Source organism: Amycolatopsis sp. NPDC004368 (assembly GCF_053602515.1).
In genome coordinates this window covers 1-21,382 of record NZ_JBSGDT010000021.1, presented here as the reverse complement: position 1 = coordinate 21,382, position 21,382 = coordinate 1, and the positions used below count along the sequence as shown (strand labels likewise).

Annotated in this window: 21 protein-coding genes; 9 read left to right on the top strand and 12 right to left on the bottom strand. The window is 71.3% G+C overall.

Annotated elements, in window-relative coordinates:
• Positions 1-91: 91 nt before the first annotated feature.
• Positions 92-1,048: an NAD-dependent epimerase/dehydratase family protein gene (locus tag ACWEOE_RS26270; RefSeq protein ID WP_452013535.1), complete on the bottom strand. Its 957-nt coding sequence runs from the start codon at positions 1,046-1,048 to the stop codon at positions 92-94.
• Between the two features lie 71 nt (positions 1,049-1,119).
• On the opposite strand from ACWEOE_RS26270, the gene ACWEOE_RS26265 reads away from it, so the two are divergent.
• From ACWEOE_RS26265 to ACWEOE_RS26255, 3 genes are read left to right on the top strand one after another with little or no spacing between them, the layout of a single operon-like run.
• On the top strand, positions 1,120-1,992 hold the full coding sequence (locus ACWEOE_RS26265; protein WP_452013533.1) for a polysaccharide pyruvyl transferase family protein: 873 nt from the start codon (positions 1,120-1,122) through the stop codon (positions 1,990-1,992).
• Positions 1,989-2,843, top strand: a complete 855-nt coding sequence (locus ACWEOE_RS26260; protein ID WP_452013531.1) for a glycosyltransferase family 2 protein — start codon at positions 1,989-1,991, stop codon at positions 2,841-2,843. The genes ACWEOE_RS26265 and ACWEOE_RS26260 overlap by 4 nt, the downstream gene beginning before the upstream one ends.
• Positions 2,822-3,712: a glycosyltransferase family 2 protein gene (locus ACWEOE_RS26255; RefSeq protein ID WP_452013529.1), complete on the top strand. Its 891-nt coding sequence runs from the start codon at positions 2,822-2,824 to the stop codon at positions 3,710-3,712. The genes ACWEOE_RS26260 and ACWEOE_RS26255 overlap by 22 nt, the downstream gene beginning before the upstream one ends.
• A gap of 7 nt (positions 3,713-3,719) precedes the next feature.
• On the opposite strand, the gene ACWEOE_RS26250 is transcribed toward ACWEOE_RS26255, so the two are convergent.
• The 3 genes from ACWEOE_RS26250 to ACWEOE_RS26240 all read right to left on the bottom strand — a co-directional run bounded on the left by ACWEOE_RS26250 (position 3,720) and on the right by ACWEOE_RS26240 (position 7,027).
• Positions 3,720-4,928: a glycosyltransferase gene (locus ACWEOE_RS26250; protein ID WP_452013527.1), complete on the bottom strand. Its 1,209-nt coding sequence runs from the start codon at positions 4,926-4,928 to the stop codon at positions 3,720-3,722.
• Between the two features lie 20 nt (positions 4,929-4,948).
• Positions 4,949-5,890, bottom strand: a complete 942-nt coding sequence (locus ACWEOE_RS26245; protein WP_452013525.1) for a glycosyltransferase — start codon at positions 5,888-5,890, stop codon at positions 4,949-4,951.
• Positions 5,891-6,010: 120 nt separating this feature from the next.
• Entirely contained in the window at positions 6,011-7,027 is a 1,017-nt protein-coding gene (locus ACWEOE_RS26240) for a DNA topoisomerase IB (protein WP_452013522.1), read from the bottom strand.
• Positions 7,028-7,212: 185 nt separating this feature from the next.
• On the opposite strand from ACWEOE_RS26240, the gene ACWEOE_RS26235 reads away from it, so the two are divergent.
• Together ACWEOE_RS26235 and ACWEOE_RS26230 are read left to right on the top strand one after the other, a co-directional pair.
• Positions 7,213-7,611 carry an STAS domain-containing protein gene (locus ACWEOE_RS26235; protein ID WP_452013519.1) on the top strand — a complete coding sequence of 133 codons (399 nt, stop codon included), beginning with the start codon at positions 7,213-7,215 and terminating at the stop codon, positions 7,609-7,611.
• An 86-nt stretch (positions 7,612-7,697) separates the two neighbouring features.
• Complete coding sequence (locus tag ACWEOE_RS26230) at positions 7,698-7,931, top strand: DUF2188 domain-containing protein (RefSeq protein ID WP_452013516.1); 234 nt, start codon at positions 7,698-7,700, stop codon at positions 7,929-7,931.
• A gap of 15 nt (positions 7,932-7,946) precedes the next feature.
• Here ACWEOE_RS26230 and ACWEOE_RS26225 read toward each other — a convergent pair whose 3' ends face one another.
• Positions 7,947-9,122 (bottom strand): STAS domain-containing protein, encoded by a 1,176-nt coding sequence (locus ACWEOE_RS26225; RefSeq protein WP_452013513.1) that lies wholly within the window; start codon positions 9,120-9,122, stop codon positions 7,947-7,949.
• Between the two features lie 120 nt (positions 9,123-9,242).
• Positions 9,243-10,565 (bottom strand): helix-turn-helix domain-containing protein, encoded by a 1,323-nt coding sequence (locus tag ACWEOE_RS26220; RefSeq protein ID WP_452013510.1) that lies wholly within the window; start codon positions 10,563-10,565, stop codon positions 9,243-9,245.
• 234 nt (positions 10,566-10,799) lie between these two features.
• Here ACWEOE_RS26220 and ACWEOE_RS26215 point away from each other — a divergent pair, with 234 nt between their 5' ends.
• Positions 10,800-11,168 carry an STAS domain-containing protein gene (locus ACWEOE_RS26215; RefSeq protein ID WP_452013508.1) on the top strand — a complete coding sequence of 123 codons (369 nt, stop codon included), beginning with the start codon at positions 10,800-10,802 and terminating at the stop codon, positions 11,166-11,168.
• Between the two features lie 309 nt (positions 11,169-11,477).
• On the opposite strand, the gene ACWEOE_RS26210 is transcribed toward ACWEOE_RS26215, so the two are convergent.
• The gene (locus tag ACWEOE_RS26210; RefSeq protein WP_452013506.1) at positions 11,478-12,635 is read right to left on the bottom strand and encodes a Dyp-type peroxidase; all 1,158 of its coding nucleotides are present in this window, start codon (positions 12,633-12,635) and stop codon (positions 11,478-11,480) included.
• Entirely contained in the window at positions 12,628-13,785 is a 1,158-nt protein-coding gene (locus ACWEOE_RS26205; protein WP_452013504.1) for an EfeM/EfeO family lipoprotein, read from the bottom strand. The genes ACWEOE_RS26210 and ACWEOE_RS26205 overlap by 8 nt, the downstream gene beginning before the upstream one ends.
• Positions 13,786-13,989: 204 nt before the next feature.
• Between ACWEOE_RS26205 and ACWEOE_RS26200 the strand changes: the two genes are divergently transcribed.
• Together ACWEOE_RS26200 and ACWEOE_RS26195 are read left to right on the top strand one after the other, a co-directional pair.
• On the top strand, positions 13,990-16,149 hold the full coding sequence (locus ACWEOE_RS26200) for an alkaline phosphatase family protein (RefSeq protein ID WP_452013502.1): 2,160 nt from the start codon (positions 13,990-13,992) through the stop codon (positions 16,147-16,149).
• Between the two features lie 1,072 nt (positions 16,150-17,221).
• Positions 17,222-18,280 carry a sodium:calcium antiporter gene (locus ACWEOE_RS26195; protein ID WP_452013500.1) on the top strand — a complete coding sequence of 353 codons (1,059 nt, stop codon included), beginning with the start codon at positions 17,222-17,224 and terminating at the stop codon, positions 18,278-18,280.
• Positions 18,281-18,287: 7 nt separating this feature from the next.
• On the opposite strand, the gene pqqE is transcribed toward ACWEOE_RS26195, so the two are convergent.
• Genes pqqE through pqqB form a run of 4 tightly spaced genes read right to left on the bottom strand, consistent with a single transcriptional unit; the run spans position 18,288 to position 21,255 of the window.
• On the bottom strand, positions 18,288-19,382 hold the full coding sequence (pqqE, locus tag ACWEOE_RS26190; protein ID WP_452013497.1) for a pyrroloquinoline quinone biosynthesis protein PqqE: 1,095 nt from the start codon (positions 19,380-19,382) through the stop codon (positions 18,288-18,290).
• On the bottom strand, positions 19,375-19,644 hold the full coding sequence (pqqD, locus tag ACWEOE_RS26185; RefSeq protein ID WP_452013495.1) for a pyrroloquinoline quinone biosynthesis peptide chaperone PqqD: 270 nt from the start codon (positions 19,642-19,644) through the stop codon (positions 19,375-19,377). Before pqqD ends, pqqE begins: the two co-directional genes overlap by 8 nt.
• Before the next feature lie 29 nt (positions 19,645-19,673).
• Positions 19,674-20,360, bottom strand: a complete 687-nt coding sequence (pqqC, locus tag ACWEOE_RS26180) for a pyrroloquinoline-quinone synthase PqqC (RefSeq protein WP_452013492.1) — start codon at positions 20,358-20,360, stop codon at positions 19,674-19,676.
• Between the two features lie 4 nt (positions 20,361-20,364).
• Positions 20,365-21,255, bottom strand: a complete 891-nt coding sequence (gene pqqB / locus ACWEOE_RS26175; protein WP_452013489.1) for a pyrroloquinoline quinone biosynthesis protein PqqB — start codon at positions 21,253-21,255, stop codon at positions 20,365-20,367.
• On the opposite strand from pqqB, the gene ACWEOE_RS26170 reads away from it, so the two are divergent.
• Positions 21,149-21,382 (top strand): hypothetical protein (locus tag ACWEOE_RS26170; protein ID WP_452013487.1); only part of this gene is annotated, 234 nt, incomplete at its 3' end. The genes pqqB and ACWEOE_RS26170 overlap by 107 nt on opposite strands.

Sequence of the window (21,382 nt, the reverse complement as noted above, 5' to 3'; positions counted from 1 at the left end):
GGGTGGCCCCTTTTCCGGGACCTGCGTTCGTCCGTAGCGCTACCCGGCGAAGTCGGTGATAAACGAATCACGGGAAAACCCCTGGACGTCGCTACTGAGCGCAGCGGTTCTCGCGGAACCAGGCCGCGGTCCGGCGCAGGCCGTCGTCGGCGTCGATCTTCGGTTTCCACGACAGGACTTCGCGCGCGAGCGAGATGTCCGGACAGCGTCGCCGCGGATCGTCGACGACGGCGGCGATGCGTTCGACGGCGGAGCCGGAGCCGGTGATCTCCCGCACGTGCTCGGCGATTTCACGGACGGTCAGCTCGGTGGGGTTGCCGAGGTTGACCGGCCCGGGATGGTCCGAGCGCGCGAGCGCGACGAGCCCGCGGACGGTGTCCTCGACGAAGCAGATCGAGCGCGTCTGCTCGCCGGTCCCGGTGACCGTGAGCGGCTCACCGGCCAGCGCCTGGGTGAAGAACGCGGGGATCATGCGACCGTCGTTCACGCGCATGCCCGGCCCGTAGGTGTTGAAAATCCGCGCGATGCCCGTGTCGACACCGTGCTCGCGGCGATAGGCGGCGGTGAGTGCTTCGGCGTAGCGCTTGGCTTCGTCGTAAACGCTGCGCGGCCCGATCGGGTTGACGTTGCCCCAGTATCCCTCGTGCTGCGGGTGTTCGAGCGGGTCGCCGTAGACCTCGCTGGTGGAGGCCAGCACGAAGCGGGCGCGGTGCCGGCGGGCGAGGTCGAGCGCGTGTTCCGTGCCGTGGGCGCCGGCGCGCAGGGTTTCGATCGGCAGCGCGAGGTAGTCGCGCGGCGAGGCCGCGGACGCCAGGTGGAACACGACGTCCACCGGGTCGTCGAGCGGGATCGGCTCGGTGACGTCGTGGCGCAGGAACCGGAAGCGGTCGTGACCCCGCAGGCCGTCGAGTGCCGTGGGCGACGCCGTCGCGAGGTTGTCCACGGCGGTCACTCCGAGATCTTCGGAAAGCAGCTGTCCGCACAGGTGGGCACCGACGAAGCCGGCGCCCCCGGTCACCACCGCGTGGGTGAATCGCCTGGTCGTCATGCGGTGGCGGCTACCCGGCACCACGGCCCGCGAAACCGTGTGAGGTGATCGTCGGCGGGTACCCGCGGGGTATGCGAGTTCTGCTCACGGGCTGGGCCAGTTTTCTGCACGGAGAAGCGACCGCGGGGGATGTGCTGGGGTTGCGTGCGGCGGGAGCCGCGCTTTCGGCCGCGGGCATCGACCACGACGTCGCGTGGAGCCCGGCGTTCCGCCCGGGCACGCTGCACCTCGGCCAAGCCCCACCCGGTGACTACACGCACGTGGTGTTCGCCTGCGGCCCGGTGCACGGGCCGCAGCTGCGTGAACTGCACGAGCGGTACGCGGCCTGCCGCCGGATCGCGGTCGGCGTGTCCGTGCCCGATCCCGCCGACGCGGCCGTGACCGGGTTCCACCGGATTCTGCCGCGCGACGACGCCGCGACGGCCGCACCGGACTTGTCCCTGAGCGCGGACACATCGGCGGTGCCGGTGCTCGGGGTCGTGCTCGCGCCGCGGCAACCGGAGTACGGTGCGGCGGGCCGCCACGACGAGGTGCACGAAGCCCTCACGGCCTGGCTGGCCGGCCTGGACTGTGCGCGGGTACCGCTGGATTCGCGGCTCGCGCACGAAGACTGGCAGCGCAACGCCACGCCGGACCAGTTCGTCGCCGCACTGTCCAGAGTCGACGCGGTGGTCACGACCCGGCTGCACGGCCTGGTCCTGGCCCGCAAGGCGGGGGTGCCGGTCGTCGCGGTCGACCCCGTGGCGGATGGCGGCAAGGTCACCGCGCAGGGCCGGGCTCTGGGCTGGCCCGTCGCCGCCGCCGCGGACGCGGGGGACCGGACGCTGCTGGACGACCGGCTGGCCTGGTGCCTCTCGAGTGCCGGCCGGGCCCGCGCGGCCGCACGGGCACCGGCGCCGGAATCCGCGTTGGCCGATCTGGTCGGTGAGCTGGTGGGCCGATGAGGGCGCGCACGACGGTGGTCATCGCGACCCGGGACCGGGCTCGGGAACTGGAGCGGACGCTCTCGGAATTGTCCGCGCTCGATCCGGTACCGCCGGTGGTGGTGCTCGACAACGCGTCGGCCGACGACACCGCGGTGGTCGCGCAGCGATACCCGCAGGTGCGCTTGATCCGCTTGCCGCACAACCTCGGCGCCGCGGCGCGCAACCTCGGTGTGCGGGTCGCCGCGACGCCCTACGTGGCGTTCTGCGACGACGACTCGTGGTGGGCCGAGGACGCCCTGCCCCTGGCCGAGCGGCTCTTCGACGAGCACCCGCGCATCGGCCTGCTGGCCGCGCGCACGCTCGTGGGGCCGGAGGACCGCGAGGATCCCGTGACACCGCAGCTGGCGGGCAGCCCGCTCGGCCGGCCCGCCGGCGCGCCCGGGCCGCTCGTGCTCGGCTTCCTGGCCTGTTCGGCGATCGTGCGCCGCGCGGCCTGCCTCGAGGCGGGCGGGTTCAGCCCGCTGCTGCACTTCGGGGCGGAGGAGCAGCTGCTGTCCTACGACCTCACTGCCCGCGGCTGGGTGCTCTGCTACGTCGAAGACGTCCGGGCGCACCACCACCCGTCGCCCACACGGCCGCCGGCGTCGTGGCGCCGGCGCGCCGAAGCCCGCAACCGCCTGCTCATCACCGTGCTGCGCCGGCCGTGGCGGGTGGTGCTGCGCACGGCCTGGACCTCGCCGTCCGCCGTGTGGGGGGCGTTGCGGCGGCTGCCCCGCGCGCTGCGTGAGCGCCACGTGCTGCCCCGCTCCGTCGAACACCAGGTCCGAACTCTGGAAGGAACCGCCCAGTGCCTCGCATCTCCGTCGTGATCATCACCTGCGACCGCCGCGAACAGCTGCGGCGCACGCTGGCGCACATGACGTCCCTGCCCGACCAGGCCCCGATCGTCGTCGCCGACAACGCGTCTTCCGACGGCTCGGCGGCGATGGTGGCACGAGAGTTCCCCGAGGTGCTGCTGCTGCGGCTGACCGAGAACTTCGGCGCGGTCGCCCGCAACTTCGCGGTCGCCGCGGTGACGACGCCGTACGTCGCCTTCTGCGACGACGACACCTGCTGGCAGCCGGGAGCCCTCACCCGCGCCGCCGAGCTGCTCGACGAGCACCCCGGCCTCGGTTCGGTCACGGGCCGCTGCCTCGTCGAGCCCGGTCTGGCGGAGGACCCGATCACGCCCGAGCTGCGGCACTCGCCCGTGCCGGGTCCGGATTGGCTGCCGGGCCCGGCGCTGCTCGGCATCATGGCCGGGCTCACCGCCCTGCGCGTCGACGCGTTCCGCCAGGTCGGCGGCTTTTCACCGCGCATGTGGCTCGGCGGCGAGGAAGAGCTCTTCGCCCTGGATCTCTCCGCGCGCGGCTGGTGGCTGTGCTGGGCCGAGGACGTGGTGATCCACCACGCCCCGTCACCGCTGCGCGACCCGCGTCGCCGGCGTCGGCTGGGCATCCGCAACACGCTGTGGACGCTGCTCCTGCGCCGCCCCTGGTCGGCGGTGGTGCGCCGGGGCGCCGACGTGCTGCGCTCGGCGCCCCTGGACCGCGCGACGTTGGCCGCGCTGGCCGAGGTCACGCGTGGGCTGCCGTGGGTGCTGGCCGAGCGGCGTGTGGTGCCCGCGGGTGTGGAGGAGAGCTTGCGGCTGCTGGAAGGACCGCAGCGCGCGTCGAAGGCCCGCCGTTACGTCGGCTGAGCCCTGCTCACCGGGCTTCGGCCGTCGCGGCGAGCTCAGGCGCGATCTTGTGGTAGGCGCGCGCGGTGTCGGCCGCGACGCGGTCCCACGAGTAGCGCGCCCGTACGCGGTCGAGACCCGCCGTGCCGTAGGCGTGGCACAACGCCGGGTCCCCGATCAGCCGGCGCAGGCGAACGGCGAGCTCATCGGCTCGGCGGGGGCGCACGAGCAGCCCCGTGACGCCGTCGACGACGGTGTCGGTGAGCCCGCCGACGGCCGCGGCCACCACCGGCACGCCACACGCCATCGCCTCCAGCGGGACGATGCCGAACGGCTCGTACCAGGGCGTGCAGACGACGGCGTCGGCCGAGCGCAGGAGCGCCGGCATGTCGGTCCGTGACACCTGCCCGGCGAACCGGACGCGGTCGGCCACCCCGAACCGCTGTGCGAGCTCACGCAGGCGCCGTACCTCCGGGTCGGCCGCGAGCCGGCCCTTCTCGGGACCGCCGGCGATCACGAGCTCGGTTTCGCGCAGCTGGGCGAGTGCGGCGATCGCGGTGTCGAAACCCTTGCGCGGCACCAGCCGGCCGACCGCGACGAGGCGGTGCGCGGCCCGGCGCTTCGCGATCCGGCCGTCCGGGGAGAAGCGCGTGAGGTCGACCCCGCACGGCACCACCGAGATGCTGGTGCGCCGCACGCCCATGCGGGAGAGCTCGAAGACCTCGTCGGAGCAGGTGGCGATCACCCGGTCGGCGCGGCGCCCGACGAGCCGCTCCAGGCGGATCCGGTCGGCGGGGCTCGTGTCCTTCTCGCCCTGGTAACGCTTTTTCACCACACCGAGCGCGTGGAAGGTCTGCGCGACGGGCGTGCCGGTGGCCCCTGCGGCCAGGGAGGCGGCGATCCCAGACATCCAGAAGTGGGCGTGGGCGACGTCGGGCCGCTCGGCGCTCCAGCGGTCGCGCAGGAAGCCGCCGAACTCGCCCATGTGCGCCAGCAGCTGGTCCTTCGGCAGCTTGCGCGCCGGGCCGGCCGGCACGTGCACCACGCGGTAACCCTGGCGGGTGGTGAGTTCCTCATCCTGGCCGGAATCCTCGCGTCGCGTGTAGACCGTGACGTCGTGGCCGGCCCGCACGAGCGCGGCCGACAGCTCGGCGACGTGCACGTTCTGGCCGCCGGCGTCTTCCTCGCCGAGGGCGGCCAGGGGGTTGGCGTGGTCCGACACCATCGCGATCTTCATCGGTGGGGTGTTCCCTTCTGTCAGCGGGTGAGCTCGGCGAGCAGGTGGTCCCAGGAGCCGAGGAAGGCGTCGAGGCCGAAGTTCTTGAGCGCATGCGCACGTGCGTTCTGGCCGGCGAGCGTGGCGAAGTCCGGCTCGTGCAGCAGCTCGCGAAAACCCTGGGCCAGCACGGAGACGTCGGTGGACAGCACGCCGGCCTCGGGCGGCACCGCGGCCAAGGCTTCCGTCGAGGCGAACACGACCACCGGCATCGCCAGGTGCATGGCTTCGAGCAGCGACAAGCCCAGCGACGTCCAGCGCGCGGTGTGCAGGAACACCCGCCGGCTCGCGATCTCGTCGTGCAGAGCCGGGGCCGCGACGTCACCTCGGCCGCGGACGCGCCCGGTCAGCTCCTCGGTCCCCATGCCGAACACGTCGACCGGGGCGACTTCGCCGAACGCCTCCAGCAGGTCGGCCCCGGTCACGCGGCGGCGGCGCACCGGCTCGTTGATCATCGCCGCGCCCGCCTCCAGCTCGCCGGTGTAGCGCGCGCCGGGGTCGGGGATGCCGTGGGGGATGACCTCGGTGCGCGCACTTCCGTTGTCCCACATGGCCTCGTTGAAATGCGTCACGTGCACGAGCGGGATGTCCGCCCGCCCGGCCAGCGGGTGCTCGCTCGACGCGGCGTACGGCCGGGGAGCGTTGTGCTCGACGTACACGGCCGGCACCCCGAGCCGCTCGGCCACCCCCAGCTCCTCCGGCCGCTGCAGCACCACGACGTCGGGTTCGGCTCCGGCCAGCTCGTCCAGCGCCACCTCGCTCGCGGCCGGCCAGTCCCGCCCGGCGAGCCCGAGGCCCCACGGCGTGTTCGCGGGGGAGACCGGCAGCAGGTAGTGGTGCCGGCCGCGGACGAAGGCGTCGGTCCACGAACCGTGCACGTGCCAGAGCAGCACACGCAGACGCCGGGAATCGGGTGCGATCATGGCCCTGTGATTGCCCGCAAACTCCGCGTTAAACGTGCTCCTCACACGGGTACCCCGCGTCTCTTCGGTCGGGGTGGTCGGCGATCCAACGGTGGGTCGGGTGGCGCACCGGCTGCCGGCTCAGCGGAGTTTCGTGAGCAGCCGCACGGTGGCGCGCTCCAGCACCGCCCGCGCTTCGTCACCCTCCAGCTTCGCGGCGCGCTTCACGGCCGGGGCGATGGTCTGCCGCGTGCGGTAGGCCCGAACCAGCCTGGGGTCCACATAGGACGAACGACACACCGCCGGCGTGTTGCCGAGCGCCTCGGACACCTCGCGCATCACGGCGGCCTCGGCGCGCTTGCGGCCGCGCTCGGACCGGGGCGGCTCGGCGGAGGCGAAGGCGGTGGCCGCGAGCACGGTGGCGTTCCACGTGCGCAGGTCCTTGGCGGTGCAATCGTCGCCGGCGAGCTCCTTGAAGCGCTCGTTGATGTCCGCGGCGTGGATCTCGTGCCAGCCCTCGCGGGTGCGGTGCACGAGGAGCCGGTCGCTGCCGGTCCGCGCGCGCAGCAGCGAGCGGACCACCTTCACCAGCTCCGGGTCCTCGATGGACACCGCTCGGTCGAGCCCGCCCTTGGCCGGGTACTCGAACACGCAGGCCCCCGCCTTGACGCAGGCGTGCTCGCGCAGCAGCGTCGCCACGCCGTGTGTGCCGTTCTCCTCCGCGTACTCCTCTCCGCCGGTGCGGAAGATGCCGCGGTCGAGCATTCGCAGCGCGGCACCCAGCACTCGCCGGCGGGTCAGACCGCCCTCGGCGAGATCCTCGGCCACGCTGTCCCGCCACTTTGGCAGCCGGCGGGCCAGGGCGAGCACGCGGTCGTGCTTCTCCTCGTCGCGCCGCCGCCGCCACCGTGAGTGGTAGAGGTACTGGCGGCGCCCGGCCGCGTCGATCCCCACCGCCTGGATGTGCCCGAGGGGCGACGGGCAGATCCACACCTGGCGCCACGCCGGCGGGATCACGAGGTCGGCGATGCGCGCCCGCGTTTCGGCGTCGGTGAGGCGTTCGCCGGACGCGTCGGTGTAGGAGAAGCCACGGCCGCGCCGGTGGCGAAGGATGCCGGGCGTGGCCGGGTCGCTGCGGTGCAGCCTGGTCGAACTCACTCACCGTAGTTACCCCGTCTCTGCGGCAGGAAACCACCACGTGGCGTAGGCTGTGGTCACCGCGGTTCAATGAGAAGCCGTCTTCGTCGTCCATCCCGGACGGACCCCACAGGTCCCGGAGACGTTGCAGGCCGTGCCCGCGGGCCTCGCGCCTCCGTCGACCACGTCGATCGAAGGAGGCCCGAATGGGCAAGCCCGCCCCGAGCACGTCATCCGTTGCGGTGCCGCACACCACGAGCCTGCTCGTGACCACCACAGCCGCCTTCACCACCGTCACCGTTCGTGGTGACATCGACCTCACCGTCACGCCCCGGCTGGCCGAGCTGCTCGCCGTGGAGCTCGAACTCGCCCCGGCCGCGCTGGTCATCGACCTGTCCGAGGTTCCGTTCTGCTCGTCCGCGGGACTGAGCACTCTGGTGGAAGTTCACGAATCGGCTCGGGCCGCCGGCGTGCCGTGCGCCGTGGTCACCGACCAGTACGGCGTGCTGCGCCCGATCCGGCTGCTCGCGCTCGACCGCGTGCTGCGGATCCACCCGACGCTGCGAGCCGCCCGGGACTGGCTCGAGATCGCCGCCCGCCGGTGACCGCCCGGAGTCTCCTGGTCCCGCGGGTGTGACTGCTCCCGCCGTGGGTACCCGGTCCTTTCCGGACGACGGGAGGAGGCCCGCTCATGGACGGCGACGTCGAGACGTTCCACGAAAACGGCTTGTGGAAGAACAAGATCGACGGCCACCAGCGCGCGTCCAACACTTTCAAGGACCACGCGAGCGCGGTGAAGACCGGCCGGCACATGGCCCAGGCACGCCGCGTCGCCCACCGCGTGCGCGACGAACCCGGTTCGCTCGTGAGCCACGACGACTACCGCGACGGCCACCGGGGCGTGCGGGTCGAACCGCTGGAGTGACCGACTGCTGGGAGCTCAGCCGAGCGCGACGTCCGCCCGGCCCGCCGCGGTGTGGCAGTGCGCGGCCGCCGTGAGCAAGGCCATCCGGCGGTGCCAGTGCAGCCAGGACGCCGTGGCCGCTGCGACGAGGTCCAGCGCGGCGCATTCGGTTTCGTCCGGCGTTCGGCCCGATGCCCGGTGCAAAGTGGACAGTACGGCGAGGCAGCCGCCGCCGTGGGGGTCGAGCACCGGTGTGCTCTGCATGGTGGGAAAACCCGCGCCCAGCAACAGCTCCCGGATGAACGTGCCGCTCAGGAGCGGTGCTTCGCCGACGTCGGCGATGACGACTCGCGTGCGGGTTCGCGCGGCTACGGAGCTCGGCATCTCCCGCGCGGTGGTTCCGCTGAGCTGCTCGCGAAGGCCGGGTGCCAGGCCGTGGTGCGCGACCGAGCGCAAGCCCTTGGCGGAAGGAAGCTGCACCAGACCGGCGTCGGCGCCCAAGAGCCGGACCGCGGCCCGGAGCGCGGCCTCCAGTGCCCGGGTGGGGGACAAGCGGTGGCGGCCCGTGGGGAAGGGCAGTCGCGGTTCCCTCGGCAGTGACGAAGCGTCCGGCCAGCGACGCGCGCCGGCTCGCGGCGGCGGTAGTTCCAGCACGGTCCGCGCGAGATCGCGCAGGGGGACGTTGGCGTGCTGCGACGCGGACCGCAACAGTGCGAACGCCCGCCCGTCGTCGGGCAGGTCGTAGCGTTCCCGAAGCACGCCAAGGGCCTGCGCGATCTTCTGGCGGGCGACGAACCGGGCGTGCAGCCGTTCGGCTTTCACTTCGAGGTGTTCGTGCCACGTCGCGCTCGGGGCGGGGTCCTGCCGTGGCGGGAGCGCCGTCTTGAGAGCGCTCTCCCGGGTGGGGTGGACCTCGACGACCTCGGTCAGGTACCCGTCGTCCAGCGCCCGCAGGACCTCGGGGCGCGCGGTGACCAGCACCAGCCGCTGCCCGGCGAGCTCCAGCTCGCGTGCGGTGTGCAGCAGCACGCGGGCACCGCTCGCGCTGAGGAAGTCCGCGCCGTCGAGGTCCACGACCACATCACCGGCGAGGCGCAGCAGGCCGGCGGCGAGATCCGCCACGGACGCGCCGTCGAGCGCGCCGGCCGCTTCGACCACGCGGGGCGGGCGAACGGGCTGCGGCGCGTGCGCGGGGGTTCGGTCTTCGTCCAAGGTCCGGCTCCGGGGTCGGCGAAAGCCGGTGTCCGTCGCACCGGTCCGGAACCCACCCCACCGCCGGACGTAACGGGCCGCTAGCGCGGGAAACGAACGAGTCTGCCCGGAAAACGAACTTCAGTCCTCGTGGAGGGTCTGCGACGGCGACCGCCCGTACGCCGCGCGGTAGTGGGCCGCGAACACCCCGGGCCGCGCGTAACCCCAGCGTGCGGCCACTTGTGTGACGGTGGTGTCGCCGGGAGCGCCGTCCCGGAGTTCGGCGTGGGCGCAGTCGAGCCGGACCCGCCGCAGGTACGCCATCGGCGTGGTGCCCAGGTGCCGGCGGAACGCGAGCTGCACCGCGCGCGCCGAAACGTACGCGGCGCGTGCGATGTCCTGCGTGCTGATGGCGGAGGCGGCGTTGGCTTCCAGGTAGGCGATGGCCCGCCGCAGGGCGTCGGGGTGCCCGTCGCCGTCGGAACCCGCCTGGTCGGCGCCGACGGTGGTCGGGAAGGCGGCGAGCACGGACGCGGCGAGGTAACGCGACGCTTCCGAGACGACCAGCGGGTTTTCCCCGGCCGCGGCCGCGCCGAGGACGTTGTCGCGGACGTGGGTGATCGCCGTGCGCAAGTGCCGGGTGGCGAGCGCGTCGACCGGGCGGTGGTCCAGCAGCCGCACCGGTTTCTCGGCGCCCGCGACCCGGTCGAGCAGGGAGGGGGAGAACATCGTGATGCTGTAGCGCGCTTCCCGGATCCGGCCCGAGTACGCCTGGTCCGGTGGTGAGAACGAGAACAGATCGCCCGCGCCGAACTGCTCGGCCTCGCGCCAGCTGTCGACACGGTGGTCGGCGATCGAGCCGGTTTCGATGTCGCACAGGCAGATCTTGCCGAGCGGGCTCACCTTGTAGCTCATCTCGAACGCCAGGTCGAGCCGGTCCGCGCTCACCGTGCCGGCCGCGACGCGCGTGATGTGCGCGTCGGACCGGCCGGTGGTGCTGCCGATGCGCATCGGGGCGTAGGACGTGCTGAGGAACTCCTCCGTGCGGTCGAGGTCGGTGCTGTCGAACGCCAGCGCGGACGGCTCGGTACCCGCCCGCGGCGCGGGAATCGCCCGGTCGGCTCGCGGCGCGGGGTTCGCGGCCAGCGCGTGCTCGAGGACCGAGAACCGGCGGACCGACACGGTCGGGTCGGCGAGGTCCAGCACCGAATCGGCGGCCTTGCCGGTGCGTCCCATGAGCAGCACGCAGCCGGTGCCGCGCTCGGCGAGCCCGTGCGCGAACCCGATCAGGGCCCGCGCCACGGCCGCCGGCAGCAGGTCGAGGCCCCGCAGGTCCAGCACGACAAGCGCCGGGCTCCCTGTGACGGCGGAGCGCAGCGCGTCGGCCAGCCCGGCCGCGGCGCTCGGCGCCACCAGAACCAGGGCGTCGCCGATTTGTCTGGCCGTGATCGTCGGGCGCTCCACGGTGTCCTCCCTCTGTCGGTCTGTCGATTCTGCTCGCTTCGCCGCCGGGGCGCCGCACGCAGTCGATCTTCCCGGCCCGCCTGTGCTTCCTGATGCAAGTGCACTAGACTCGGCGGCGCAGTTGAAAAGACAGCTGGTCCTGCCAACCCCGCACTCGGGGCATCGGTTGTCGCGCGAGCCGGAACTGCCGCTTCAGCGTTGTACCTAGGGTGTGGCCGACGAAAGTGGGCCACCGTGAGCACTTCTGTCGTCCCAGCTCAGCCGACCACCAACGGCACCTTTCACCCCCTCCGCCTGGCGGTGACCCACCCCGACGCGGATTCGGTCCTCGTGCGGGTCGAGGGCGATCTCGACCACGAGACCTCGCCGCGCCTGCGGGAGCTGCTCCACGAACGGGTTCACGCGGCGATCCGGTCCCTGGAGATCGATCTGACCAGGGTGTCCTTCGTCAGCTCGGCCGGCCTGGGCGCCCTCGAGCGCGCCTACCTGCTGGCCCGGGAACGCGGCATCGACGTCACCGTCCACCCCCCGGCCGCCACCCCGATCCGCCGCCTGATGACCACGTTCCCCCTGCGGTTCGCGGCGGCTTTCGAAGCTGCCTGACCTGGGTTGAGGCAGGTTTGCTCGGTTGAGCCGGCACCCCGGTCACGGCGCCTCGGGGTGCCCGGTGACCTGCCGTCGGAGGCGTCATCAGTGCGGCTTGGTGGATGTCTTCCGGACGAACCTTTCTCCCGGATCATGGTGCGCGGTGACCGGGGGGTGGTCCGCGACTGGTCGGGCGAGCTCGAAGAACAGTTCCCGGCGGCTCATTCCGTTACCTCGACCCGACGTGCTCATCCGGCCGGGTCCGTTAGTGGCCAAGGTCGCATGACGATGACATCGGCCATCCGATGCAGCCCGACCCTCGCCCGTTCAGCCGAGCATCCCGCGACCCAACCAGTCGTCGGCATCCCGCACACCGGGCAGAGCGAAGAAATAGCCGCCGCCGAAGGGGGAGACGTAGTCGACCAGGGGTTCGTCGATGAGGAGGGTCTGGACGGCGACGAACTGCTGGTCGAGGTCGGCGTTGAAGCAGATGAAGATCATGCCCATGTCGAGCTGGCCGTTGCGCTCGATGCCGGCGCTGTAGTTGAAGGCGCGGCGCAGCATGCGGCGGTCGTCGGCGGTGCCGTCGTGGGGGTTGGCGAGGCGGATGTGTGCGTTGAGGGGCACAGTGTTGCCGTGGGCGTCCCTGAAGTAGCTGGGGAGCTGGAACTCCTCCGGGCCGGGGACTCGTTCGCGCCGGCCGGACAGCGGGGCGCCGGTGTCGCGGTCGCGGCCGAAGATCCGCTGCTGCTCGTTGATCGAGATCCGGTCCCAGAACTCCACGAACATCCGGATCAAGCGGACGACGTGGTAGGAACCGCCGGCCACCCAGGCCGGTTCGTCGCCACCGGGCTTGGTCCACACCAGCTGGTCGATGAGCTCGGGGTGGTCGAGGATCTCCTTGTTGGCCGTGCCGTCCTTGAAGCCGAACAGGTTGCGGGGCGTCCCCGTCGGCCGGGGCGGGCTGGTGAAGCCCTCCATGTGCCAGAGCACCTGCAGGTCGGCCCGGGTCGCGCGCATCAGGATGCGCAGCGCGTGCAGCACGGTGTCCTGGTGGTCGGCGCAGATCTGCAGCAGCAGGTCGCCGTCGCAGCGCTCGGGGTCGAGCGCGTCGTTCGGGAACTCGTCCATCGCGCGCAGACGGGCCGGTTTGGCGTCGGCGAGCCCGAACCGGTCGTCGAACAGGCTCGCGCCCACGCTGACCGTGACGGTGAGACCGTCGGTCTCCGTGCCCGGGCCGAGCACGCCGTTCTCGTACGGGGTCGACACGAGCCCGTCGTCGCTGCCGCGCCCCGTCGGTGCATCGCCCTCGCCGACCAGGTAACGGATCGTCGCGGTCAAGGTCTGGAACATCCGCCGCAGCGCCGGCCGGTCGGCGGCGGTCACGAGGAACGCGGCGACGACCGCCGCGCGCTGCGCCGGCTCGAGAATGCCGGCCTGGTGGGCGCCTTCGAACGGCGGCACGGTGGTGTCGTGGTCAGTCATGGGTGATCGGGCCTCGGTCGCGGGTGGCGTTGCGCGGGTCGACGACGACCGCGGAGTGGGAGAGCAGTTCGACGCTGTGCTGCACCGCCGCGTTGACCGCGGCGCGCTGCCGAACGGACAGTGCCGCCAGTCCGACCCAGCCCTCGGCGTGGTGGTGGCTGCGGACCAGTTGCTGGGTGAGCCGCAGCTGCCGGTCGGTCTCGTCCAGGTACGGGTTCTGCTCGCGCAGGATCGGCCGCAGCGGGTCCAGCACCTGCCAGACGCCGGTGATGTTCGCGTCCACGGTTGCCAGCTCCGTCCGGCTGCCGGCGTCGCCGATCCCGTTCAGGTCCCACTGCAGGGCGTCCTCGAGGATTTCGTGAGCCCGCCGGCCCATGTCGATCGGCACGATCGCGTTCGGCTGGGCCAGGTCCTCGGCGAGCTGTCCGATCGCCTCGAGCAGCGCGTCGACGTGCGGCACGATCGTCGCCATAGGACGGTCCTGCCACACCATCGCCTCGATCTTGCGGAAGCCCGCGAAGTCCGCGTCCGGGAGGCGCGCGGGGGCGACGCCGCGCGGCGGGTCGGCGTTGATGTCGTCACCGGTCTCGTCGTACGCGCGGTAGGCGCCGCCCAGCGTCTCGTAGGTGAGGTGGGCGGTCAGCCAGTGGCGTTTGGCGGCCGCCACTTCGCCGGCCACCAGCGCGCCTCGCAGCTGTTCGACCTGTCGGGTGAGCACAGGCAGCTGTCCGGTGATCCAGCCGACGTAGGCGTTGATCGGGAGCCGCAGGTCGAGTCCGGTCACGGGGACGATCCCGTGCACGGCGTAGGGCAACGGGTCACCGGTGACGACGACCGGCCGGCTGTACTTGATCGTGTAGTCGGTGATGCAGACCCAGCGGTACGTCCCCGGTGGCACGGATGCCGTGACCGCGCGGCTGACGCCGCGGCCGAAGTGCTCGACCTCGACGTAGATCCGCTCGGTCTCGGGGTCTTCCAGGTAGACCTCCGCGCCGGCGCCCTCGTTGTTGACGAACACGAAGTCGTAGCGGCCGGCCGGGCCGCCGAGCCAGTCGTCGATGCCGTAGGGCGAGCCGACGACCAGAACAACGCGCTGAGGCCGGCTCGACGGCAGTGGTGGTGCGGCCGCCGAGGCCGTCCTGCTGCTCACCGAGCCCAGCTTGCGGGTCGGTCGTGAACGCATTCGATGCTGCCTCTTACGCACCCGTGAACAGGGAGTGACCGGCCGGGCTGGTCGAGACCCGGGAAGTCCTGAGACTTTCCGGAACGTTCATGACCTGATTCTCGCGGTGTCAAGACCCGCGGCAGTTGACTTTCCTGGACTCCCCACCACGAGAGGCAAGGTACAAGAAGCATGTCTGAAAACGATTCGGCCGGCAACAGAGAGACCACGGAGCGCAACCGGATCAGCCGTCGCCGGCTGATCCAGGCCGCGGGCGCCGCAGGTGCCGCGGGTGCCGCGGTCGCCGCCGGGGGGCTGCTGGCCGTTCCGGCCGAGGCCGCGACGAACGACGTTGCAACGAACGATGTCGCGGCGAAGGGCAAGCAGGGTCAGGGTTCGCGTCGCACCGGCACGATCAAAGACCTCAAGCACGTCGTGATCCTGATGCAGGAGAACCGGTCGTTCGACCACTACTTCGGCACCCTCGACCTGGCCGGCGCGCGCGGCTTCGGTGACAAGCAGATCCTGACCTGGCAGAACGGCCAGACGATCTACTACGACCCCAACTCCCGCGCCGAGGGCTACCTGCTGCCCTACCACGCCGACAGCTTGAAGTACAACGCGCAGAACACCAGCGCGCGCAACCGGTACTTCATGGAAGCCGACGTGCCGTGGCACCACGCGATCGCCAAGGCCTACACCATCGGCGACCACTACTTCTGCTCGCTGGACACCAGTACCAGCCCGAACCGCATCATGATGTGGGCCGGCACCAACGACGCGGCCGGCACGCAGGGTGGTCCGGTCGTCAACAACAACGGCGACTACGGCTACGCCTACAAGTTCAAGACCTACCCGGAAACGCTGCAGGACGCCGGTGTCAGCTGGCAGATCTACGTCAACAACGACACCGACGACAACTTCCTCGGCGACTACACGGACAACACCGTCCGTTCGTTCGCGGCGTTCGACCCGAAGAACGCGACCCCGGAGAACACCCACCCCCGCAAGGGTCTGCTCGCCCGCGGCGGTGTGGTGCACACCCACACCGAGCAGCCCGCCGGCATCAAGAACGACACTTCCAACCTCGACTACGTGCTGCGGGACTTCATCTCCGACTGTGAGACGGGCGAGCTCCCCGAGGTGTCCTGGGTCGTCGCGCCCGCGGCGTGGACCGAGCACCCGACCTACGCCCCGAACAACGGCGCGGTCTACACCGACCGGGTGATCCAGGCGGTGCACGACAACCCCGAGCTGTGGGAGTCGACGCTCATCATCCTGAACTACGACGAGCCCGACCACGCGAACCGCATCGGTGAAGGCGGCTTCTTCGACCACGTCGTGCCGCCGATCCCCGAGGTCGGCACCGCCGGCGAGCGCGCTCCCGGCATCAAGCCGGGCATGGGTGGTCGCGTGCCGTTCGTGCTGGTTTCGCCGTGGACCCGTGGTGGCTTCGTCAACTCCGAGGTCTTCGACCACACCTCGACGATCCAGCTGCTCGAGGAGTGGACCAAGAGCCTCGGCAAGCCGGCGATCTCCAAGAACATCAACGACTGGCGACGCAGCGTCTCCGGCAACCTGCTCTCGGCGATCGACTTCAGCAACTTCGACACGTCGTTCCCGAAGCTGCCGAAGCCGGCCGACCTGCTCAAGTCGGTCGTCGTCGACGCGAGCTTGCCGGCCGTGCCCCAGCCGGCCGTCGGCGCGCAGGTCATGCCGACCCAGAAGATCACCGGCAAGGCGAAGCGGAGCCCGCTGTCGTTCCAGCCCAACGGTGTCCTGGTCGAGAACCACGACAAGGGGACCGCGACCGCGACGTTCAGCGTCGACGGTGGCCCCAGCGGCAAGGCGGTCAGCCTGGTCGGCCTGGCCGACAAGTACGTGCCCGCGCTCGTCGGCGCCGAGCCGCTCGGCATCGGCCAGGACGCGCTGCCGCTGACGGCCAGCAACCACAATGCGAAGTCGTACACCTGGGACACCAAGACGACGAACGGAAAGTACGCGTTCACCTTCCACGGGCCCGACCACTTCATCCGGTCCTTCGCCGGCACCGTCGTCCCGGCCAATGACCGGACCTCGGCCCAGCCGCGGGTCGACGTCCGGCTGGTCAAGGGGCACGGGCGGTCGGCCGCGACCGTCGAGTTCACCCTGGCCGCCGACGGCCGCAAGGCGGTGACCTACACGCTGGTCGCGAACGACTTCGCCGGCCGGAAGACGACCATCCAGGTGCCCGCCGGCAAGAAGGACGTCATCAGCTGGCCGACCGAGGACGGCTACTACGACGTGATCATCACCGCGAAGGAGTCCCCCGACTTCCAGCAGCGGTACGCCGGTCGCGCCGCGGAGAAGTAGGCCTCGCGTCCACTGTGGTGAGTTGGTCGCGAAGTGGGCACACCCGCCCATGACGTGACGCAGCACAAAGGAAGGGCCATCCCCGACCAGGGGGTGGCCCTTCCTTTGTGCTGTGGGCGCCGGCCGGGTGCCGCTTCGTCGACGGCCGGCTGCCAGGTGGCGGCGGGGACGGTCGGGTCGGCGGCGAGCTGATCGAGGGCGTAGTCGTACACCCGGTACGCGTCCCCGTCCGGTTCCAGCAGCGACACGGCGGGGTTGATCTCCCGGCAGGACCTCGCCGACGGGCACCGCGGCCAGCCGGGTCCTGCCGACCGTGGCGGGCCCCACGATCAGCACCGCCCGGCGCGCACGCAAGTGCTCGGCGACTTCGTGTTCCTTGCCCGGCCACGGCAGATACGGGAGGTCGACGGCCGCGGAATGGACACCCAGCTCGGCCGCACTCACCTCGGCCACGGTCCTGCCGCGCGGTCCCGGCGATCGAAACCAGCGCCTCACCACGCCACCCGGCCACGGCGGTCGACCTCGGCGGCAACCCATGCCGCGCGGCAGATGCTCCCCACCTCGATCGCAAACTGCACCCGCCCGGAGCCGGCGGCAGCGCCGGCCGCAGGAGCGACCCGCGCAATCGCGATAGTTCCTTGAGGACGGTGCATCGCGGTGATCGGACCGTCCACAGTCGCGAGAAGCGGCCTACTCGGCCGGGATCGGTCGGTGGGGCATGACCGGTACCGCGGCAGCAGCCGTGACCACCGCCTCCGGTCCAGGCGCAGCGCGACATCGACGCCCTCGAGGTCCTGTTGGACCGCGCCGCGAAACCTGGCGTGACGATCGCGCTCGCGACCCCTTACCCACGGGTACCTGGAGTGGACGTCGGCGTTGCGGCGCTCCACAGTGGAAATCGTCGAATTCCGACCGGGAATGGGGTGTTTGTTTCTCCAGGACGACACGTGGGTGAGTGAGTGTAGCCGAATCGGCATCGACCTGCGAAGATCGGAGGTGGGGGACGGCAGCCGGCTGTCGGCCGACCCGAGTACTGACCTTTTCGGCCTCCTCGGAAAGGAACGCGGGATCCATGTCGATAGTGATTTTCGTCTTAGGTGCGGCGCTGCTGATCTACAGTGCCGAAAAATTGATCATTTACGTTGTAGGAGCGGCGGCGGGGCTGCGGATCTCCGTATTTCTCCTCGCGATCATCTTCACCGGAATAGAGTTCGATGACGTGGCGCTCGGCGTCGCGCTCAACGTCGAAGACCTCAGTGAGGTCGCGCTCGGGACGGTTTTCGGGACGGCGATCTCGATGATCGGAATAGTGCTCGCCCTGGCGGCGATCATTTCCCCGACGAAGGTGAACATTCCACGGCCCTACCTCGCGCTGTTCGTGGCCGCGCCGGTGGTTCTGGTCCCGTTCGTCGTCTTCGGGCCGCTGACCCCGGTCTACGGCGTGGTGCTCGTGCTGCTGTTCGTGATTTTCATCGGCTACGTCGCCACCCGGGAACTCAAGCGCGGCACGCCGGTCTTCCGCAACGCGGAGATCCTGGAGAAGCTGGAGGTCGGCGGATCCGGAGCCGGCCAGACCGGCCGGCACGACCTCGCCGGCGCGCCCACGGACGAGCCGCCGTTCGTCGTCACGATGCCGTTCGACAAGAACCGTCCGATCCCCGGGTCGGCGGCGGTCGGGCTCGCGGTCGTCGCGCTCGTGGGCGTCGTGGCCGGCGCGGCCGTGACCAGTTACGGCACGAAGGGCATCCTGGAGGACTACCACATCCAGGGAGCCCTCTTCGGCGCCACCATCGCCACCCTCGTGCTGACTCTCGAAGACGTTTTCCTCACCGTGGAACCCACCCGCAAGGGCGCGCCGGAACTCGGCGTCGGCAACGTCATCGGCAGCGTGGTGTTCGGTGTGACCGCGAAGCTCGGCATCATCCTGCTCGCGGGCGGCAGCATCGTCGTCGACGGGAACGTGCTCTCCTGGCACCTCCCGGTCCTGGTCGGCATGACCGCCCTGGCGGCGTACTTCCTCTTCACCCGCAGCCTCAAGCGCTGGCACGGGTTCGTGCTGCTCGCCCTTTACATCGCCTACTGGGCGGTGAGCTTCGCCGTCTTCGGCGGCGCGCCGATCGAGACGGACTGAACCGCGATCAGCGCGCCGGCGAAACCCGGTGCGGGCGGGGGACCAGGGGGAGGTCGACGGCGGTCGAGCCGGTGTTCGCGGCCTCCACCGCCCGCGCGACGAGGTGGTGGTCGGGCGAGAGCCGGCACACCGGGTCGGTGCGCGCTGCGTCGCCGGTCAGCTGGAACGCCTGGCAGCGGCAGCCGCCGAAGTCGACCTCCCGCCGGTCGCAGCTGCGGCACGGGTCCGGCATCCAGTCCGTCCCGCGGAACGCCGTCATCACCGGTGCCTCGGCCCAGATCCGCTCCAGCGTCGCCTCCCGCACGCTGGCCCGGGGCAACGGCAGGGACTGCGCGGCCGGGCAGGGCAGCACGTCGCCGTTCGGCGTCACGGTCAGCTGCCGTGACGCCCAGCCGCCCATGCAGGGCTTCGGGTAGCGGCTGGAGTAGTCGGGCAGGACGTAGATCACGTCCATGCGGTCCCGCAGCCGCTCGCGGGCGGCCCGGACGACAACCTCGGCCGCGTCGAGCTGCTCGCGGCTCGGCAGCAACGCGTCGCGGTTTCGCCACGCCCAGCCGTAGTACTGGGTGTTGGCCAGCTCCACCCGGTCGGCGCCGGCCTCCTCGGCCAGCTCGAGCAGCTCGGCGACGCGGTCGATGTTCTGCCGGTGCAGCACCACGTTCAGGGTGAGCGGCCAGCCCAGTTCCTTGACCACGGCCATGGCCTCGATCTTGCGCCGGAAGGACGGGGTCCCGGCGATCCGGTCGGACACCACGGGTTGGTCGGCCTGGATGCTCACCTGCACGTGGTCCAGACCCGCGGCCCGCAACTGCTCCGCCCTCGGCCGCGAGAGCCCGAGGGCGCTGGTCACGAGGTTGGTGTACAGACCCAGCTCGTGGGCCTCCGCCACGAGCTGAACCAGGTCGCGCCGCAGCAGCGGTTCCCCGCCGGACAGGTGGCACTGCAGGATCCCCAGGTCGCGGGCCTCGACCAGCACCCGCCGCCACTCGTCGGTGCCCAGTTCGTCGGTGTAGTCGCCGAGATTCAGCGGGTTGGAGCAGTACGCGCAGGCCAGCGGGCACCGGTAGGTGAGCTCGGCCAGCAGTCCGAAGGGGCTATCCATGGGCCAGCTCCACGCAGCGCCGGGCGACGAGCCGGGTCAGGAACTCGCACACCTCGTCGCCGGGCACGCTCCGGTAGCGCGCACCCAGGTCGGCCACGATCTCGGCCACGGTGCGCTGCCCGTCGCACAGCTCGAGGATGTCCGCCCCGCTGCGGTTGAGCACCACCACCGTCTCGGGGTGCAGCAGCACGTGCCGGCCCCGCGCCGGGTTGAACGTGAGCCGCACGTGGCGTGCGAGCCGCGGGCGGTCCGATGTGGACACTGCGGGTCGGGTCGTCGAGTCCATGGCGCTCACTCCGGGTAGGTTCGATCGATCGCGTCCATCAGGCTCCACAGCACATCGCACTTGAACGAAAGCGCGTCGACGGCGCGCTGCCGGGCCTCGGCGGACCGGCAGTGCGTGGTGACCACCTCGAGGGCGTGCTCGCAGTCGCGGGGTGCCTGATCGAGGCGGGCGCGGAAGTAGGCGAGGCCCTCGGGGGCGATCCACGGGTACCACCGCTCGAACGCGGCCAGCCGCTCGGCCATCAGGTCGGGCGCGAACAGCTCGGTGAGCGACGACGCGACCGCCTCCACCCACGGGCGGGTCCTGGTGAAGTTCACGTAGGCGTCGACGGCGAACCGCACTCCCGGGGCCAGGTGCCGGTGATCGGTCACTTCCTCGCGAGTCAGCCCGGCGGCCTCGGCCAGGCGCAACCACGCCTCGATGCCGCCCTCTCCGGCGTGGCGGCCGTCGTGGTCGAGGATCCGGCGGATCCAGCGCCGGCGGACCTCGAGGTCCGGACAGTTGGAGAGGATCGCCGCGTCTTTGCGGGGGATGTTCTCCTGGTAGTAGAAGCGGTTGGCCACCCAGCCCCGGACCTGGGCGCGGCTCAGCCGGCCGGCGTTCATCCGCACGTGGAACGGGTGCTGGTCGTGGTAGCGGCGCGAGTGCGCGCGCAACGTCTCGACGAACTCGTCGGTCCCGGTCGTCGTCACGGCATCACACCTCGACCTCGAGGCCGTCCATCGCCACCTCCGCACCGCGGGCCTCCACGAGGCGCCGCTCGGGTGAATCCTTGAGCAGGATCGGATTGGTGTTGTTCAGGTGCACGAAGATCACCCGCCCGGCCTCCAGCGACGGGAGCATGGCCAGCGTGCCGTCCGGGCCGTCGAGGGGCTGGTGGCCCATCTCGCGCGCCGTCTTGCCGGCCAGGCCGAGCCGGACCAGCTCGTCGTCACGCCAGCAGGTGCCGTCGATCAGCAGGCAGTCGCAGCGCGTGATCTCCGCCCGCAGCGCTCGCGTCAGCGCCTGCATCCCCGGCAGGTACACCAGCGTGCCCCCGCTGCGCTCGTCGGTGAGCCGGTAACCCACCACGCGGCCGTGGTCCTCGCCGGGGCCGAACCGGGCCCGTTTGGTGGTGGGCACGTCGAACGCCCGGCAGGACAACCCATCGGCCAGCTGCACGTCCGCTCCGGCGACAACCGCGTGCCACTCCACCGGGCAGTAGCGTTCGAGCGTGCGCAGGATTCCCGAGCCGTCACACAGCGTCTTGTGCACCGCCGGTGTCGTGTACAGCCGCAGATCGCGGACCTCGCGCAGCAGGAGCAGGCCCAGCGTGTGGTCGAGCTCGGCATCGGTGAGCAGCACCGCCTCCAGCGGCGTCGTCCGGTCGCCGTCGTCGGGCCGCAGGCCGCGAAACGCCTCGATCTGGGCGCGGACGTCGGGGGAGGCGTTGATCAGGAACCACCGTCGCCGGTCGGCGCTCACCGCGACCGAGGACTGCGTGCGCGCGGGTTCCGCCCCGGACCGGACGGCAGCGCAGACCGGGCAGCCGCAGTTCCACTGCGGGGAGCCACCTCCCGCAGCCGAGCCCAGCACTCGCAGCCACATCGCGGCACTCCGTCCGTGGTCGTCCCGAGGTTCGGGGTCTCCGGGCAACCAGCTGTTGCAGGGGCTCAAGGGCAAGGACGTGCTGCTGACCTTTGTGGAGAGTTACGGCCGCTTCGCGATCGAGGGC

Excerpts from the sequence above, each read along its gene's own strand:
- pqqB (WP_452013489.1), bottom strand. The coding sequence starts at position 21,255 with ATGTGGCTGCGAGTGCTGGGCTCGGCTGCGGGAGGTGGCTCCCCGCAG.
- ACWEOE_RS26245 (WP_452013525.1), bottom strand. The coding sequence starts at position 5,890 with ATGATCGCACCCGATTCCCGGCGTCTGCGTGTGCTGCTCTGGCACGTG.
- pqqE (WP_452013497.1), bottom strand. The coding sequence starts at position 19,382 with ATGGATAGCCCCTTCGGACTGCTGGCCGAGCTCACCTACCGGTGCCCG.
- ACWEOE_RS26270 (WP_452013535.1), bottom strand. The coding sequence starts at position 1,048 with ATGACGACCAGGCGATTCACCCACGCGGTGGTGACCGGGGGCGCCGGC.
- ACWEOE_RS26195 (WP_452013500.1), top strand. The coding sequence starts at position 17,222 with ATGTCGATAGTGATTTTCGTCTTAGGTGCGGCGCTGCTGATCTACAGT.
- ACWEOE_RS26235 (WP_452013519.1), top strand. The coding sequence starts at position 7,213 with ATGGGCAAGCCCGCCCCGAGCACGTCATCCGTTGCGGTGCCGCACACC.
- ACWEOE_RS26260 (WP_452013531.1), top strand. The coding sequence starts at position 1,989 with ATGAGGGCGCGCACGACGGTGGTCATCGCGACCCGGGACCGGGCTCGG.
- ACWEOE_RS26230 (WP_452013516.1), top strand. The coding sequence starts at position 7,698 with ATGGACGGCGACGTCGAGACGTTCCACGAAAACGGCTTGTGGAAGAAC.
- ACWEOE_RS26265 (WP_452013533.1), top strand. The coding sequence starts at position 1,120 with ATGCGAGTTCTGCTCACGGGCTGGGCCAGTTTTCTGCACGGAGAAGCG.
- ACWEOE_RS26250 (WP_452013527.1), bottom strand. The coding sequence starts at position 4,928 with ATGAAGATCGCGATGGTGTCGGACCACGCCAACCCCCTGGCCGCCCTC.
- ACWEOE_RS26200 (WP_452013502.1), top strand. The coding sequence starts at position 13,990 with ATGTCTGAAAACGATTCGGCCGGCAACAGAGAGACCACGGAGCGCAAC.
- ACWEOE_RS26210 (WP_452013506.1), bottom strand. The coding sequence starts at position 12,635 with ATGACTGACCACGACACCACCGTGCCGCCGTTCGAAGGCGCCCACCAG.